Annotated in this window: 14 protein-coding genes; 6 read left to right on the forward strand and 8 right to left on the reverse strand. The window is 45.9% G+C overall.

Going from position 1 to position 16,241, the window contains the following annotated elements; translation table 11 throughout:
* Positions 1-9 precede the first annotated feature (9 nt).
* Entirely contained in the window at positions 10-2,646 is a 2,637-nt protein-coding gene (gene topA, locus Q0882_RS01575) for a type I DNA topoisomerase (protein WP_299177080.1), read from the reverse strand.
* Positions 2,647-2,926: 280 nt separating this feature from the next.
* Between topA and Q0882_RS01580 the strand changes: the two genes are divergently transcribed.
* Positions 2,927-3,631, forward strand: a complete 705-nt coding sequence (locus Q0882_RS01580; RefSeq protein WP_299177082.1) for a DNA topoisomerase I — start codon at positions 2,927-2,929, stop codon at positions 3,629-3,631.
* Here the strand turns inward: Q0882_RS01580 and Q0882_RS01585 are convergent, their stop codons facing one another.
* Both Q0882_RS01585 and Q0882_RS01590 read right to left on the reverse strand, forming a co-directional pair.
* Entirely contained in the window at positions 3,632-3,856 is a 225-nt protein-coding gene (locus Q0882_RS01585) for a DUF1653 domain-containing protein (protein WP_299177085.1), read from the reverse strand. It abuts the gene before it with no gap.
* 1 nt (position 3,857) lies between these two features.
* The gene (locus Q0882_RS01590) at positions 3,858-4,364 is read right to left on the reverse strand and encodes a hypothetical protein (RefSeq protein WP_299177088.1); all 507 of its coding nucleotides are present in this window, start codon (positions 4,362-4,364) and stop codon (positions 3,858-3,860) included.
* A gap of 124 nt (positions 4,365-4,488) precedes the next feature.
* Between Q0882_RS01590 and Q0882_RS01595 the strand changes: the two genes are divergently transcribed.
* Positions 4,489-4,929 carry a universal stress protein gene (locus tag Q0882_RS01595; protein ID WP_299177091.1) on the forward strand — a complete coding sequence of 147 codons (441 nt, stop codon included), beginning with the start codon at positions 4,489-4,491 and terminating at the stop codon, positions 4,927-4,929.
* A 17-nt stretch (positions 4,930-4,946) separates the two neighbouring features.
* On the opposite strand, the gene Q0882_RS01600 is transcribed toward Q0882_RS01595, so the two are convergent.
* A complete protein-coding gene (locus tag Q0882_RS01600) occupies positions 4,947-6,848 on the reverse strand; it encodes an ATP-binding cassette domain-containing protein (RefSeq protein WP_299177094.1) in 1,902 nt (633 codons plus the stop codon).
* Positions 6,849-6,997: 149 nt separating this feature from the next.
* Here Q0882_RS01600 and Q0882_RS01605 point away from each other — a divergent pair, with 149 nt between their 5' ends.
* A complete protein-coding gene (locus Q0882_RS01605; protein ID WP_299177097.1) occupies positions 6,998-8,962 on the forward strand; it encodes a transglycosylase SLT domain-containing protein in 1,965 nt (654 codons plus the stop codon).
* 28 nt (positions 8,963-8,990) lie between these two features.
* Positions 8,991-9,800: a TatD family hydrolase gene (locus tag Q0882_RS01610; protein ID WP_299177100.1), complete on the forward strand. Its 810-nt coding sequence runs from the start codon at positions 8,991-8,993 to the stop codon at positions 9,798-9,800.
* Here the strand turns inward: Q0882_RS01610 and Q0882_RS01615 are convergent.
* A complete protein-coding gene (locus Q0882_RS01615; protein WP_299177102.1) occupies positions 9,775-10,029 on the reverse strand; it encodes a glutaredoxin family protein in 255 nt (84 codons plus the stop codon). The genes Q0882_RS01610 and Q0882_RS01615 overlap by 26 nt on opposite strands.
* A gap of 627 nt (positions 10,030-10,656) precedes the next feature.
* On the opposite strand from Q0882_RS01615, the gene phaC reads away from it, so the two are divergent.
* Positions 10,657-12,414 (forward strand): class I poly(R)-hydroxyalkanoic acid synthase, encoded by a 1,758-nt coding sequence (gene phaC / locus Q0882_RS01620; protein WP_299177105.1) that lies wholly within the window; start codon positions 10,657-10,659, stop codon positions 12,412-12,414.
* Between the two features lie 42 nt (positions 12,415-12,456).
* On the opposite strand, the gene Q0882_RS01625 is transcribed toward phaC, so the two are convergent.
* A complete protein-coding gene (locus tag Q0882_RS01625) occupies positions 12,457-12,879 on the reverse strand; it encodes a tetratricopeptide repeat protein (protein WP_299177108.1) in 423 nt (140 codons plus the stop codon).
* Between the two features lie 3 nt (positions 12,880-12,882).
* Positions 12,883-13,284, reverse strand: coding sequence for an SMI1/KNR4 family protein (locus Q0882_RS01630; RefSeq protein WP_299177111.1), 402 nt, complete (start codon positions 13,282-13,284; stop codon positions 12,883-12,885).
* A gap of 444 nt (positions 13,285-13,728) precedes the next feature.
* Here Q0882_RS01630 and mqo point away from each other — a divergent pair, with 444 nt between their 5' ends.
* A complete protein-coding gene (gene mqo, locus Q0882_RS01635; RefSeq protein WP_299177113.1) occupies positions 13,729-15,279 on the forward strand; it encodes a malate dehydrogenase (quinone) in 1,551 nt (516 codons plus the stop codon).
* Between the two features lie 395 nt (positions 15,280-15,674).
* On the opposite strand, the gene Q0882_RS01645 is transcribed toward mqo, so the two are convergent.
* Positions 15,675-15,878: a cold-shock protein gene (locus Q0882_RS01645; protein WP_299177116.1), complete on the reverse strand. Its 204-nt coding sequence runs from the start codon at positions 15,876-15,878 to the stop codon at positions 15,675-15,677.
* Between the last annotated feature and the right edge of the window lie 363 nt (positions 15,879-16,241).

Genomic DNA, 16,241 nt, shown 5'->3' on the forward strand with positions numbered 1-16,241 from the left:
TATCCCCAATTATTTCTTAGCTTTCTTACGGGTCTCTTCTTCAACCCACTTCCCATCTCGATAGAATGCACGCCAGCCCGTCGCTTTACCATTGACCTCGGTCATAACGTACTGTTCCTTTGTTTTACGGCTATAGCGAACAACACTCAGATTACCTTCAGAATCCCTGCTGGGCGCACTAAATAGGAACTCATATTTAGGATCAATTTCAGTCTTATGCGGCAACAATTCCACTATTTTTGGAGCTCGCGTCTCCCTGTTTCTTGGGAACTGACTCGCGGCCAAAAACAGCCCTGAAGCACCATCTCGAAGAATATAAGTATCCTCCACCTTTTCACACTGCAGCTCAGGCATAGGAACCGGATCCATTTTTGGTGGTGCTGGCTCGCCATTTCTCAAAAGTTTGCGGGTATTCTTACACTCGGTACAACCAAAGTACTTACCAAATCGTCCAGTTTTCAGCTGCATCTCTGCAGAACATTTATCGCATTCCAGCGTTGGACCATCATATCCTTTGATTCGGTACTCGCCTTTCTCAACTTCAAATCCAGAGCAGTCTGGGTTATTACCACACACATGAAGCTTGCGCTTCTCATCAATAAGGTATGAATCCATAGCGGAGTCACAAATATGACATCGGTGTTTTTTACGTAGAATTCTGGATTCTTCCTCTTCATCACCATCAGCACTAACTACCTCATCTCCAGAGACAAGATTGATAGTGCATTTGCAACGCTCTTTAGGTGGCAAACTATATCCTGAACACCCTAAGAAAACCCCCGTACTTGCGGTTCGAATCATCATCGGGCGACCACAGTCAGGACAGTTGATATCTGTTTCTGTAGGAGAGTTCGGTCGCATTCCGCCCTCCTCTCCCTGAGCCTCTTCGAGCTTGCCTGAAAAGTCAGAATAGAATTGATCCAGCAACTCCTTCCAATCTGCTGAACCTTGAGCAATATCATCCAGGCTTTCTTCCATCCGAGCTGTAAAGCTGTAGTCCATCAGATCGGAGAAACTCTCCGAAAGACGCTCAGTGACAATATCACCCATTTTTTGGGCATAAAATCTACGATTCTGAACCTCAACATAACCCCGATCCTGAATGGTTGAGATGATCGCAGCATAAGTTGAAGGCCGACCGATACCTCGTTTTTCCAACTCTTTTACCAAGCTTGCTTCCGTATACCGTGGCGCTGGCTTAGTGAAGTGCTGCTTCGGAAGAAGTTCAACAAGAGATAACAGCTCACCCGCTTTGACGTCAGGCAGAATAATATCCTCTTCCCCTTTACCTTTAGCCGGCATCACACGCGTATAACCATCAAACTTCAGGATTCTGCCCTTAGTAACCAGCTCAAACTCTCCGGCTTTAACTGTGACACGTGTGCTCAAAAATTTTGCAGGGGTCATCTGACATGCCAGGAATTGACGTCGTATCAATTCGTAGAGTCGCTCAGCATCTCGATCCATTCCCTTCAGTGCAGTTGCTTCCACATTGACATCAGATGGGCGAATCGCCTCATGGGCTTCCTGTGCACCATCTTTACTGCTGTATCTATTGGCCGCTTCCGGGAGGTAGTCACTACCAAAGTGATCCCCTATATACTCTCGGCAACTCTCTACCGCTTCCGCGCTCAAGTTAGTCGAGTCTGTTCGCATATATGTGATGTAACCCGCTTCGTAGAGTCGCTGAGCCATCATCATAGTTTTCTTTACACCAAACCCCAGTCGAGTACTGGCAGCCTGCTGTAATGTCGAGGTAATAAATGGGGCGGAAGGCTTACTTGTCGTTGGACGGTCTTTACGACTGATAACTTCATAACTCGCCGCTTGAAGTTTTTCCAGGTGTGCACGCGTTTCATTTTCAGAACTTGGTCGGAATGATTCCCCGTTAACGCGGTGCACCTGAAGCTTTAATGCTTCTTTCCCAGTGGTCAGTGCATCTGCCTGCACCTCCCAAAACTCTTCAGGTATGAACGCACGGATCTCCTTTTCACGCTCTACTACCAATTTCACTGCAACAGATTGTACACGCCCTGCTGAAAGGCCCCTCGCCACCTTCTCCCAAAGAAGAGGAGAGATCATATACCCCACAACTCGGTCTAAAAACCGGCGTGTCTGCTGGGCATTAACGCGGTCTATATCTAGTGCAGAAGGCTCTTCAAACGCTTCAGAGATCGCTTTTTTAGTAATCTCGTTGAAAACAACACGGCGGTATCGCCCCTCATCTCCGCCAATAGCTTCACGCAGATGCCATGCAATCGCCTCTCCCTCTCGGTCCAAATCGGTTGCGAGATAGATTTCATCAGCTGACTTTGCTAATCGTTTAAGCTCATCAACAACTTTTTCTTTGCCAGGTAGAATCTCATAGTGAGGATCCCATCCTTTGTCCGGGTCAATGCCCATACGTCCAATCAGTTGTTCACGCGCCTTTTTCTTCTTGTGAACAGCTTTTTGCTCAGGAGACATTTTGCGCGTCAATGCAGCCTGCTTTGCACGCTCTTTAGGATCTGATTTTTTGGTACTACCACTTGTAGGCAGATCCCGAATATGACCAACACTGGACTTAACAACGTATTGATTACCCAAATACTTGTTAATCGTCTTTGCTTTTGCTGGTGACTCTACTATTACTAAGGATTTTCCCATTGGGTCCTTCTTCATCTCCGGCCATACATCTGCTGTAGGGCTATGCCTTCTGTGGTCATCACGGCGAACCTTATTAAAGGTAGAAGTTCCACCGCTGCTTACTCAGCATTCTGTTAAGATTTGATAATTTGGGTGCATATATAAGTGTTGACGTTGCTATGGTCAAGCAGCAATTCAGATTAAAGTAGACCAATGGATCAACTATGTCTTTACCAAACTGATCTTACGGGCCACAATATTCACCATATTTAACAACCAGTTAATTGCCAAGTTTTTTCTGATGCTCAACGATAATCTTATTTACATAATATTGATCGCAGTGGTGGCCCTTGTTGCATTAACGGTCAATTACGTTATCACGACTCGTGAGCAACAAGAAGACGCCAAAGATAAACGTCTCACTTGGCTAAAAGGCCAAGCCGAACATATTCTGCACGCTATTGCTGTGTTGCGTGAAGCCAATTGCAAACCGGAAATAGTCCAGAAAATTAATGAGCATGCGACCTCCCTGCTTGAAGAAGTCTCCATGCTTGCTCCAGATTCCGAACTGTTCAATTCCCTGTCACAGCAAAAAGATGCTTCTGATAAAGCGTATGCATCCCCGGAAGCGTTTGCCAGTGACAAATCATTAAAGCGTGCCCAGATCTATATTAATTTCGCTGAAAAGCTGGTTATACAGCTGGCCAAAGGGGGGAAAATAACCCTGACTCTCGCACGCAGCTACCAACAAGAGCTGTATTGGCTAAGAATTACAGTGGTAGTAGATGCCCACATCAGCCAAGGGGATAAATTCAAAAGTACTGAAGATATGATGACCGCGCTCTCTCACTACCGGCATGCTAAAGCGCTGCTCGTACGTGCAAACATCCCGCATAATATTAAGCGCCCCAGATTAGACAGCGTTGACGAGATGATTAATCAGATACAGCCGAAACGTACGCGTTCAACGGGTACGCTATCCGACTCAATGGACCGTTTCTTATAACTAGCCGACAAATGCGAAACGTTTGACTAAGGAGCCATCCTGCGTTTCAACAGATTCCGTAAACATATCCAACGGTCTGACCCACATACTTTCATCGCCATAACACTGTTTGTAGACCACCAGCCACTCCTCTGTTTCAGAGTGTCGCGCCACATAGAGCACTTCATATTCAGCCCCCTTGTAATGACGGTATAGCCCTGGACGTACTTCATCAGTAGGTGTCATTCTAGAACCCCTCTTTGCTAAACGCGTCCAGCAAACCATACAGCTGTTCCATCACGGCATCCCCGCCCTCTTCATCCCAATGAACTCCAACCAACACAGGACTCGATTCCAATGAAAACACACCGGAAGGTAACGCCAAAATCAAATCGGAAAGTTTCTGTAGTTGAGTATCCGAAAGTGTTCGTTCGCCGTGCGCCCAGCTCCATCCATCAGGAAGACCAATATTTGCAACTGACTCAACACGATATATCTGCCATGCGTTAAAATTATTCTTTTCTTCACGGCTAAGGTCATGACGTAACACGCGATAGGCCGTCATATCCCTTGAATCCGGTTCCATCTCTCCTTTAGCTCTGGGGGGGATCACCTTCTCAAGCTGGATCTGAAACCCAATAGATTTGGCTTTCATTCGCAAAGCGGCCTGATACTTCTGACGCTGCGTTGGCATCACCCACATCATTGATCCAATCAATGACATCATTATCAGGATGATAATCATCCATTTCATAAGTGCTCTCCGAGCTAATATATTGATAAAAATCAGTTTTATAAATTTTAACAGAGTACTCTAAAGCACGCTCTATGCTAATCTCATAACAGAGTTGAGAATAACCGATATCGAGGGTGTATCTATGAGCACTTACAAAAAGATTCTTCTTGCACTGGATCTCTCAGAGGAGTCAGACCAACTCAAAGCAAAAGCATACCAGGTAGCCAAGAGTAGCGGCGCTTCTCTAAGCGTCATGCATGTAATTGAGCCATTAAGCTTTGCCTACGGTGGTGACGTTCCGATGGACCTGACCTCTATTCAGGAACAGCTGGATCAGCATGCAAAACAACGTCTCAAAGCGTACTGTGATTCGGTTGATTACCCTATAGAATCACAGCTAGTCGTTACCGGGCATACCGAGACCGAGATCCATCGGGTAGCTGATGAGATAGAAGCAGACCTGATTATTGTCGGCAGCCACGGTCGTCACGGACTTGCCCTCTTACTCGGCTCAACCGCTAACGGCGTTCTTCACGGTGCGAACTGTGATGTATTAGCGGTTCGCGTTCACACCGAAGAGTGACAACCAATAGGGAGGGGTTATCCCCCTTCCTGCATACTTTCTAATTCAACCCATCGCTCCATCAACACTTCAACCTCACTCTCCTGTTCATGCAATTCAGCCAATTTTGCATTCACAACATCATGCGCCTGCTGATAGAAATCTGGGGCACCTGTCTCTTCCTGCAATTTTTCCAAACAGGCTTCAGCCGCTTCTAACTGGGCAGGTAGTTCATCAAGCTCTCGCTGAAGCTTATAGCTCAACTTTTTCTTTTTACCCGGATTCGAAGGCGCACTATTCGCTTTTGACTCGACCTTAGCCGCACCCTGATTTTCGGCTTTAGGTGATGGTTTTATCACTCCAGGCCTCTGACGCAGCCAGTCCTGATAGCCACCAACATACTCATTCAGTTGACCATCACCTTCAAAGACCAATGTACTTGTTACCACGTTATCAAGGAATGACCGATCATGGCTGACAAGCAGAATCGTACCCTCAAAATCGAGGATGATCTCTTCTAATAACTCCAGAGTTTCGATATCGAGATCATTGGTGGGCTCATCCAATACCAACAGATTGGCTGGCTGGCTAAATAACTTGGCCAAAAGTACTCGGTTTGTCTCTCCACCTGAAAGCGCTTTAACAGGAGTTCTTGCCCTTTCAGGCGCAAACATAAAGTCATTCAGGTAACTGATAAGGTGGCGCTGTCGCCCATTAATCGTAATGCTCTCACGCCCCTCAGCAATGTTATCCATCACTGATTTTTCAGGGTCAACCTGAGCACGTAGTTGATCGAAATAGGCTATTTGTAAATTGGTTCCCAGCTTAACCTTTCCGCTATCCGGCTCTGATCTGCCTAACAGCACGCTTAAAAGGCTACTTTTACCAACACCGTTTGGCCCGATTAAGCCGATACGATCGCCACGCTGCAGGGTAAAATCAAAATGTTCAAATAGGTTATCCCCACCATATCCCAACGACACATCGATTAACTCAGCGACAACCTTACCGCTGCGTGCACCTGACTCCAGTGCGAAATTTGCCTTTCCTGAGCGTTCCCGGCGGTCGGAGCGCTCCATCCGCATCTTCTTCAATGCTCTCACGCGTCCCTCATTACGGGTACGACGAGCTTTGATTCCCTGACGAATCCAGCGCTCTTCCTGTGCTAGCTTTTTATCAAATTCCGAATTGTGCTTCTCCTCCTCCTCAAGAAGTTTCTGCTTTAATTCAACATACGCAGAATAACTACCTGGGAATGAGGTCAAAACACCTCTATCCAACTCAATAATCCGGGTTGACAGACGATCAACCAATGCCCGGTCATGGGAGATGATTAACAAACCACCTTTGAACTCAAGTAACTGCTGTTCTAGCCACTCAATGGTTTCAATATCCAGGTGGTTGGTTGGCTCATCCAGCAATAACAGATCAGGATTTTGGACCAATGCAGCCCCGAGCGCTGCACGTCTCCGCCAACCACCCGACAATTCAGACATCAACTTATCTGCTGGAAGTTCCAGCTGCTCAATGACACGCTGAACACGCTGCTCAAGATGCCAGCCATCAACAGCCTCTATTTTATGCTGGAGGTTATCGAGTGCCTTCATATCCGTTTTATCAGATGAAGCTAATTCATCATACGCTTGCCTCAGTGAGAGGATATCTTTTAGTCCCTCAGTGACGACATCACGGACTTTACGCTCATCTGCAGCAGGCATTGCCTGTGGCAACTCAGCAATCCTACAGGTGGGGGACACCCAAAATTCACCACCGTCAGCTTTATGATGCCCAGCTACCAACTTCAGCAGTGTAGATTTACCCGCGCCGTTGAGACCGACCAGTGCGACACGCTCACCCGGCTCGATCTGAAAATCTACATTATCAAGGAGAGGCTTAGCGCCAAAGGAGATTGAAATTTTATCAAGTCTAATCAGGGGCATGGTTGTTCAGCTTTGTATTCTTAGAAGGTCGCTATTCTACTGTTTTTTTATAGATATGCATGAAAATGCTGCATTCAGCAAAATTAATGTTTAATTATCTGCTCAAACTGCCGTATAAACCTGTATAAGAATAATTAAGGGACCTGGTGATGCAACGTTCAGTGCGCACTCTAATATGTATTTTTTTCCTGCTCGCAAACGGATATAGCAACGCTTCTACATCCGATGACTATCACGATTCCCGCACACAGTTTCTAAAAGCGGAAGAGCTTCTTAAGCAAGGGAAAAGCACGGCTTATAATAAGCTACGTGCTCAACTGAAAGACTACCCTTTAGCACCCTACCTCGATCACGAACAACTAAGCCAAGAGTTCAGTCAAATTGACTCCTCCGCCATCTCTGGCTTTATTTCTCAGTATCCAGATCTCCCAATTGCCAATCGACTTAATCGTAGCTGGCTGAACTACCTGGCAAAGAAAAAGCGCTGGCAAGAGTACCGTGAACATTTTGATCTGCATCCTGTCCATCATGTCCACTATGAGTGTCAGCAACAAAGTGCCCTTCTAAAAGGAACACCTAAGCAGAAAAAGGCCGCTCTTTATCATGCCAAAACGCTGTGGCTCGTCCCCCATTCTCAACCAAAAGTTTGCGACCCACTCTTTAAAGCCTGGATGGATACCGGACGCCCAACTTCGGGGGAAGCTTATAGCCGATTCTGGCTCAGCCTGGGTGAAGGCAATATCAAACTTGCCCGTTATCTAACCAAAAAGCTTCAATCGACAAAGCACAAACAGGACGCAGAAATATTCTGGAAGATATACAACGCCCCCAAATTAGTAGTCACGAACTCTTTGCAGCTACTCCCTAAAAAGCATCAAGTCATTACAGCTAAAATCGCTTTTAAGCGCTGGTTCCGTCAACACCCGATAACCGCAACCAACGCCTGGATTAAGCATAGAAAGCGAGTGATGCCTGAAATACCCAGAGATGATGTCACTCAATATATAGGCGTTCGCCTCAATGGCAGTTACCACACAGATGCGATCAGTCTCAGTCATAAATTAGATCCTGATTTTAAATTGACTGAATTAACAGAGGTCAGAGTTCGAAATGCACTGGCACAACAAAATTGGAGCGCAGTGAAGCTAGGAATTCAACATCTGCCGGAACCTAAGCAGAGTGAGGATAAATGGATATACTGGTCCATCATTGCTGACCGCCACCTTACCCCGAAAATTGACCAGGAAGAGCGCCTCAACCGTTTAGCTCAGGATAGAAGTTATTATGGATTTCTTGCTGCTGAACTCAATTCAACCCCATTCAAACTCAACGCTGTGAGTGGTGATCACCACCAGAGCCAGATCGCTAAGCTTTCTAAACGCCCCGCGGTCGCTCGCGCAGGAGAACTGTTTCGGCTAGGCAGACTGATCGAAGCAAACAGAGAGTGGAACCTTGCACTCTCAACAATGGATGACCAAGAGAAACGAGTGGCAGGGTATGTCGCCAAAAGCTGGGGCTGGCACCTCCAAGCTATCATTAACGCAGCTAAAACTGAACGTTGGGATCACGTTGATCTTCGCTTCCCTCACCCTCACGCAAACCTATTTAAGAAACAGGCCATTCATCATGGCCTGGATCTGAGTTTCCCCGTAGCGATTGCACGGCAAGAGAGCGCATTCCTCTTCAATGCTCAGTCTCGTGTAGGGGCACGTGGACTGATGCAATTAATGCCTAAAACCGCCAAGCAAACCGCACGGAAACATAAGATTCCATATACACGTACCGCTCAGCTTTTCAATCCTGGCACTAACATCAAACTTGGGTCTGCATACATCGCTGATATGCTGAAAAAGTTTGATAACAATCCCGCCTACGCAGCAGCAGCCTACAACGCGGGACCTCACAGAGTGTCAAAATGGCTAAAACAGCGGGGTGAATTGCCTCTAGACATCTGGATTGAAACAATTCCATTCAAAGAAACACGTAGGTATGTCCAGAATGTTCTGGCTTTTCGTGTCATCTACGATCGTTTAGAGGGGAGGCAAGCAAGCCTCCTCACGGAAAAACAGGTACAATTACTGGCCTTAAACCAGAGTAGCAAAACTGCACTTTAACTAACCGAGTTGAGAGATAAAAGTCAGCATGTCAGATAGTCACTGGATAGATATTGGTGTTAACTTAACTGACAGCAGCTTTGATAAAGATCGGGATGAAGTTTTCAGAAACGCCCTTGAAGCAGATGTACAGCAGTTGATCGTTACCGGTACATCCCTTGAAGAGAGTCTTCTGGCTGTAGAACTCTGTCAGCACAACCCGGCTAATCTATATTGTACCGTGGGGGTCCATCCTCACTACGCAAAAGACCACTCTACAGATCAACTTTCAGAGCTTAAAGCGCTGAGTAATGAACCCTGTGTGGTCGCAATTGGCGAAACAGGATTAGATTTTAATCGAAACTTTTCTACGCCTGAAAAACAGTTGCAAGCATTTGAATATCAACTTGAACTCGCCACAGAAACTTCACTCCCCCTCTTCCTTCACGAACGGGAGGCTCATAAGCGACAGCTGGAACTATTATCTTACTACCGCGATGACTTTCCCAATGCTGTAGCACATTGCTTCACCGGGAGCAGAGAGGAGCTTTTTAATTATCTTGATCTGGATCTCTACATTGGAGTGACTGGCTGGATCTGTGATGAACGCCGTGGAGAAGAGCTCCAAAAACTAGTCAAAGAGATACCTTCTGACCGTCTGCTTCTTGAAACGGATGCCCCTTACCTGATCCCCAGAGACATGCGCCCAAAGCCCAAAAGCCGACGCAACTTGCCTATCTATCTGCCCCATATTGCCCACAGAGTCGCCCAACTCTGTCAGATAGATATAGAAGTATTAAAGAATCAAACAACTCTCAATGCTCAAACTCTGTTTAAACTTCCGCCACTAATGAGCTAAAAAACTGTTCCAGCTCCTTGTGATCAAAAGGCCACTCAAGCTCCCGTTGACTAGCCAGATCGACCAGAACAGGAATACGGACAGCGTACTTTTCCATTAAGCGGTCGTCGTCAGCAATATCCACCTGATAGATAGCAACTTTGGACATATCGACACTCTTAACAATAATGCTTTCCGCCTCGTCACATAGGTGGCAGCCAACTGTCCCCATTAATTCAAGTTCCCGCATTAACACTCCCATCGGATTAGTAACTAAAAAGCCATTATAGAGCTTAAGCTGTAGCGCTTCGACAGCTTACTGACCAAGACATAAAAACCCCAAAAGGCCCTATCCAGATACATGAATCTGGAGCCTCAGAAGATGAAGAAAGACAATGAACCTATGGAACCACATCTCATTTTTACAGCCTAACCTTCCCACTATTCAGAATGCAGATACAGCTATCATGCTGCTTAGCAACAAACGGTATTCAGAATAATTCCATTAAGATCTTTTAAGATAAGAGGCAGTAAAACGTAGCGTTGGTTTAAACAAACTGCAACATTTTCAAGATTAGAATAGACGCTCTCCCCCTAAACTAGAGGGGTCAGGAATTCAGTGAATACAACCTACCTCTTTTTATAGGTCTACACAGATGTCTATAACAAATTAAGCATATTCCCTAACACCTTAGTGTGATCGACCAAGGAATACCTTGATACATTGCATCGCACAAGAATATGCTGGTAGGCAGCATTGATAACCTTGCAATTACTTTTAGGCAAGAATAAGCTGAAAAATCCCTAGTAATCTGTGCAAATCCATACCTCCTTAATCGGACCCTGAATGAGACGCACGCGAGACGGATGGAAGGATATGACAAAGAAAGGCGAATCTATGGACAACAACAACCTGCTCTCCAATCCTCAGGAGTTTATCGACTACCTGAACACTGAAACACAAAAAGTTCTTGAGCTATTTACAACCTCGGGTGGCGATGACGTTTTTACCCAGTTTGCACAATCATGGACCGAACTGGCTAATCGCTCTTGGGAAGATCCAACAGTCTGGATTCGCGCAATCACAGATTACCAACAGAGTCAGATGAATCTGTGGACAAATTTATTGACAGGAAAAACCGGCAGCTCCGTAGCCGAACCTGCTCGGGGTGACCGCCGTTTCCAGGCTGAAGAGTGGTCACAAAACCCCGTTTTTGACTACATCAAGCAGTCTTACCTATTGAGCTCAAAACTTCTTCAGGAGATGGCAGCGAACGCCAATCTTTCTGATCAGGAGCAGAAAAAACTTGAGTTCTATACGCAGCAGTATATCGATGCGATGTCCCCAACCAATTTTGCGCTGACAAACCCTGAAGTACTTCAGCAGGCTTTGGAAACAAAGGGGCAGAGTCTGGTTGACGGTCTTAAAAACCTTCTGGGTGATGTCGATAAAGGCCGCATCTCCATGACCGACGAGTCAGCTTTCGTACTGGGCGAAAATATCGCAACAACGAAAGGTTCTGTCGTTTATGAAAACGATATGTTCCAGTTGGTACAATACTCTCCAACGACTGAAGAAACCTTTTCACGCCCGACGATGATCGTGCCTCCCTGCATCAATAAATTCTACATTTTGGATCTGCAGGAAAGTAACTCATACGTTAAATACTGCGTTGATCAGGGCCAGACTACATTCATGATCTCCTGGTTGAACCCTACGACTGAACAGGGCCATATCAGTTGGGATGATTACGTTGAGAAAGGTATTCTGAAAGCCACTCAGGTTATTCAGGAGATCACTAACAGCGATAAGATCAATGCCGTTGCCTGGTGTGTTGGTGGCACCCTGCTCGGCACAGCCCTGGCAGTCATGGCTGCACGTAAAGATACCTCCATCGCTTCAGCTACCTTCTTCACAACGCTACTGGATTTCACTGATCCAGGCGATCTGTGTGTATTCATCGATGAGCAGCAGGTTAAACGCTTAGAAAACAAGGTGACCAACCAGGGTTACCTCAGCGGTCGCGAACTTGCCACATCATTCAACATGTTGCGCTCAAATGACCTGATCTGGTCCTATGTGGTGAACAACTATCTTAAGGGTCAGACACCTCCTCCATTTGATATCCTTTACTGGAACAGTGACTCGACGAACCTGCCGGCTACCATGTACACCTACTACATCAACAACATGTACATGGATAACGGCCTAACCAAGAAAGATGAACTGACTATTTGTGGTGAGAAAATCGATCTGGGCAAAATCAAAATTCCTTGTTACTTCCTGTCTACGATTGAAGATCATATCGCCCCATGGAAAGGTACATTCTCCGGCACAGAGCTGCTAAAAGGTAAGAATGAATTTGTCCTGGGTGCGAGTGGTCACGTTGCTGGCGTAATCAACCCTGCCTCTAAAAACCGTCGTAACTACTGGGTGAACGGTGAACAGAACCAGGGCGCTGATCACTGGCTTGAAACTGCAGAACGCCAGGAAGGTTCATGGTGGCCTCACTGGGCTGAATGGCTGAAACGTCGTGCAGGTAAGAAAGTAGCTGCACCTGAAACTCAGGGTAATGATACTCACACCATCATTGAACCTGCACCAGGCCGCTATGTAGCAGCACGTATTGATTGATACTGCCTGATACAGAAAACGGAGCCGACAGGCTCCGTTTTTTTATATCTCTGTTTTTAACTCGGCAATTAACTCTTGGATATCCTGCTTAAGCACATCATCTTCAGTAAAAGCTGCAAATTTTTCAGAGAGACTCAATTCCTCAAGGGCCTCCTGATGAGCACCATCTTCAGACAGTCTCTGCCCCAGAGAAAACTGAATCGAAGCCTTATACTCATTATCCTTCAGACTGTCCGCTAGAAGATAAGCCTTACGATAAAGCACTAAAGCCTGTGGGTTTTCTTCAGTGAAGTCAGCCAGTGTTTCCCATAAGACCGGATGATCATTCTTGCTACCTTCTAAGTGATTACAGAGCTGATCAAGCTGCCCATATAACCCCTTAAAAAGCACGTCATCATCTTTCTCTGCTGCGGCGACCAGCCCCAAAGCCAGCTCTTCAACCTGTTTGAATATTCTTGTATTCATCGCTTAACTCTCCAACCAGATCTCTTTGGCCCAGGTCCATATTGACGACCACTCATCATCAATCGATCCATCATACAACCACAAGAGTATCTGAGCTTGCTGTGAGATACAGTAATACCCCCCAGAGTGCTCACAAATCGGAATATACTCTCGCGGCAGACCTACATCCCAGGCCGTAGCAGCCATTTCAGGAAGATAAGTGTGAGACTGTGGATCAGCAACTGTTGCAGGCTCAATAGAACCACAAATAATATCACTGACCTCAAGAAGGAACTGCTTGTACTCATCAGGTAGAGAGATCAGGATCTGCTCCTCGATCTCAACCAAATCATCTTCATCGGGCAGCTCCAGAGGGACAGGAACTTCATTATGACGCTCCTGTAATAATTCAATGATATCTTCCATCGTGTGCTCCATCTGGGAATAGTGAGCGCGGAGACTAGTGCAGAGAAACCGATATGTAAACAGCTCAATCTGTTAGCCTCTGAAACATTTACAGACAATAACTCCAAGCTATAAACCAATAACCTATTCTTTAAGAGAACCAAGGAAATCGACAGCTTCAAGTGAAAAGGATTAATACTTTAGAACTAATATAAGCCAAATTGCTAACGTCTTTAGCCTGATTTCCCAAGACATTACAGACAGAATCCGTATAATTCGCGCCAACTGCACTGCAACATAATGAGACTGTCATTATTTTATGCTCATACCGTTGCAGGACGAAGAAGTCTCTGGTGATAACGGTCCAGAATCTACCTGGTTAGGATTCACTTCCGTTGCGGCCACAAGCCCCATCGCCAGTGTTACTTCACAAACCATTATTATTATTAAAATGGCGAAGTTCCTATGACCACAAAATCAGTAGACGTATTGCTAGTCGGCGCGGGAGCTATGAGTACAACCTTAGGTGTTATGCTCAAGCAGCTGGATCCATCCCTGAAAATCAGCATGATCGAGCGCCTGGATCATGTCGCGTATGAAAGTACCGATGCACTTAACAATGCAGGTACCGGTCATGCAGCGTATTGTGAACTGAACTACACGCCTCAAGCGGCTGACGGCAGTATCAATTGTGATAAGGCTTATGCCATCAATGCTGCTTTCGAAACCAGTCTTCAGTTCTGGTCCTATTTAGTACAGACCGGAGCATTACCTGAGCCATCACAATTTATTAACCCAGTACCGCACCAAAGCTTTGTCTGGGGCGATAAAAACGTTGAATTCCTGCGTAAACGCTATGAAGCACTGAGTCAGCACCACCAGTTTGAGGTTATGGAGTACTCCGAAGATCCAGAAACCATCAAAGAGTGGATGCCGCTGATTATGAAGGGGCGTAAAGGCAAAGAGAAAATCGCAGCAACGCGTGTCCGCTATGGCTCTGATGTCAACTTCGGCTCACTCGCCAGGAATATGGTTAAGTTCCTGGAAGCACAACCGGACTTCGAGCTTCTACTCAATAACGAAGTTAAGGACTTTTATCAGAACAAAGATAAGTCCTGGTCCGTTACGGTTAAGAATACTGAAAGCAAGGAAACTCAGGTTATTGACAGCCGCTTCGTATTCCTTGGTGCAGGCGGCGGAGCACTACCACTCCTTCAGAAAACCGGCATACCCGAAGGTAACGGCTATGGCGGATTCCCCGTGAGCGGTCAATGGCTTATCTGTAAAAACCAGAAAATCGTTGAAGAGCACGCCTCAAAGGTTTACGGCGCTGCCCCCATTGGCGCGCCCCCAATGTCAGTCCCACATCTGGATACGCGCGTTATTGATGGCAAAAAAGCATTACTGTTCGGTCCGTTTGCTGGTTTTACAACCAAGTTCCTGAAAAACGGCTCTGTCATGGATATGTTTGGCTCACTGACAGCCACCAACCTGAAGCCAATGCTTCAAGTGGGTGCAACCAGTATGGACCTTACACGCTATCTGATCAGTGAAGTGATGCAAACACACGGCTCTCGTGTAATGTCACTGAGCAACTTCTACCCTGATGCACGAGAGGAAGATTGGGAGATCTCTCATGCAGGGCAGCGTGTGCAGATCATCAAGAAAGATGAAAACGGTAAAGGAAAGCTCGAGTTTGGCACCGAGGTCATTACCTCCTCTGATGGAAGTCTGGCAGCGCTACTTGGGGCTTCACCAGGAGCATCTACAGCGGTAAGTGCGATGCTAAGCATCGTCGAACGCTGCTTCCCGGAAGAGCTAAATTCGGCAGAATGGAAACAGAAAATTTCAACAATGATTCCATCTTACGGTCATAACCTGACAGAAGATGCGAATCTGTTGAGAACAATTCGTCAGCAGACCCTAACCACGCTAGGACTTGATCCATCAAAAAAGCAGCAACTGCAGACTGATACCGACAGTCTGCAGGAAAAAACGGCTGAAACCGCCGCTTAAAGATATACATACAGGGCCGATCATTTGATCGGCCTTTTTTCAGGTAAGGTAAGACTCGACACCTTTTAAAAGGCATTCAACTGAGAACTGATGATGCAATGTAGAGACAACTGCGGCGCCTGCTGCATCGCCCCCAGCATCTCCAGTTTAAATAAGTCCTCTGGCATCGCCTGTGTTCACCTCACTCCTGATATGAAATGCGATATTTTTAACCAGCCGGAAAGGCCCGCAGCCTGCTTAAGCTTCCAACCGGAAAGCGATTTCTGTGGAAACAACCGCTCTGAAGCTCTACAAATTTTGACTCAATTAGAAAGTGTTACCCGCTAATCTTTGATAAAGGCACAAAAAAAGCAAACCTTCAGTTTGCTTTTTTAGATCGGATTAATCGGTGATGCTTAGAGCTTTACAATATTCTCAGCCTGAGGGCCTTTCTGCCCCTGTGTAATTGTAAACTCAACTCTCTGCCCCTCAGCTAGGCTTTTAAAGCCATCGCCTTGAATCGCACTAAAGTGAGCAAAAACGTCTGGACCATTTTCCTGCTCGATAAAACCAAAACCCTTCTCGTCGTTAAACCATTTGACTGTACCAGTTGTTGCCATCTTTCTTATCCTATTTTGAACACTAGTAATCTGTCAGAACCACGGGACAATCCCTGTTCTTGACCGTAGGAGCTGAGAAAATTGGAATTACTCATGCGAAATAGGAGGCGCCAAAAGGAGGCTCCACCGCTACAAATGCAAGCCGTATTCTTTTTCTAGCATCTCGATAATAGCTCTGTTGAATGTGAATTCAATGACCAAAACACTGTTTTTCTTCATATTTTGATCATTTTTCATTCAACCATAGTCTTAACCCAACACTTTCCTACATAAAATCATAGCTGCAAACATTCTTTGATAATTGCTTGATGTCCACTAAAAAATGCTGAAAAATGCTTATATCTTAATATGTTACTTTTCTGT

Origin of the sequence: uncultured Neptuniibacter sp. (genome assembly GCF_947498015.1) — a bacterium.
GTDB lineage: Bacteria > Pseudomonadota > Gammaproteobacteria > Pseudomonadales > Balneatricaceae > Neptuniibacter.

Excerpts from the sequence above, each read along its gene's own strand:
- topA (WP_299177080.1), bottom strand. The coding sequence starts at position 2,646 with ATGGGAAAATCCTTAGTAATAGTAGAGTCACCAGCAAAAGCAAAGACG.
- Q0882_RS01580 (WP_299177082.1), top strand. The coding sequence starts at position 2,927 with ATGCTCAACGATAATCTTATTTACATAATATTGATCGCAGTGGTGGCC.
- Q0882_RS01585 (WP_299177085.1), bottom strand. The coding sequence starts at position 3,856 with ATGACACCTACTGATGAAGTACGTCCAGGGCTATACCGTCATTACAAG.
- Q0882_RS01590 (WP_299177088.1), bottom strand. The coding sequence starts at position 4,364 with ATGAAATGGATGATTATCATCCTGATAATGATGTCATTGATTGGATCA.
- Q0882_RS01595 (WP_299177091.1), top strand. The coding sequence starts at position 4,489 with ATGAGCACTTACAAAAAGATTCTTCTTGCACTGGATCTCTCAGAGGAG.
- Q0882_RS01600 (WP_299177094.1), bottom strand. The coding sequence starts at position 6,848 with ATGCCCCTGATTAGACTTGATAAAATTTCAATCTCCTTTGGCGCTAAG.
- Q0882_RS01605 (WP_299177097.1), top strand. The coding sequence starts at position 6,998 with ATGCAACGTTCAGTGCGCACTCTAATATGTATTTTTTTCCTGCTCGCA.
- Q0882_RS01610 (WP_299177100.1), top strand. The coding sequence starts at position 8,991 with ATGTCAGATAGTCACTGGATAGATATTGGTGTTAACTTAACTGACAGC.
- Q0882_RS01615 (WP_299177102.1), bottom strand. The coding sequence starts at position 10,029 with ATGCGGGAACTTGAATTAATGGGGACAGTTGGCTGCCACCTATGTGAC.
- phaC (WP_299177105.1), top strand. The coding sequence starts at position 10,657 with ATGACAAAGAAAGGCGAATCTATGGACAACAACAACCTGCTCTCCAAT.
- Q0882_RS01625 (WP_299177108.1), bottom strand. The coding sequence starts at position 12,879 with ATGAATACAAGAATATTCAAACAGGTTGAAGAGCTGGCTTTGGGGCTG.
- Q0882_RS01630 (WP_299177111.1), bottom strand. The coding sequence starts at position 13,284 with ATGGAAGATATCATTGAATTATTACAGGAGCGTCATAATGAAGTTCCT.
- mqo (WP_299177113.1), top strand. The coding sequence starts at position 13,729 with ATGACCACAAAATCAGTAGACGTATTGCTAGTCGGCGCGGGAGCTATG.
- Q0882_RS01645 (WP_299177116.1), bottom strand. The coding sequence starts at position 15,878 with ATGGCAACAACTGGTACAGTCAAATGGTTTAACGACGAGAAGGGTTTT.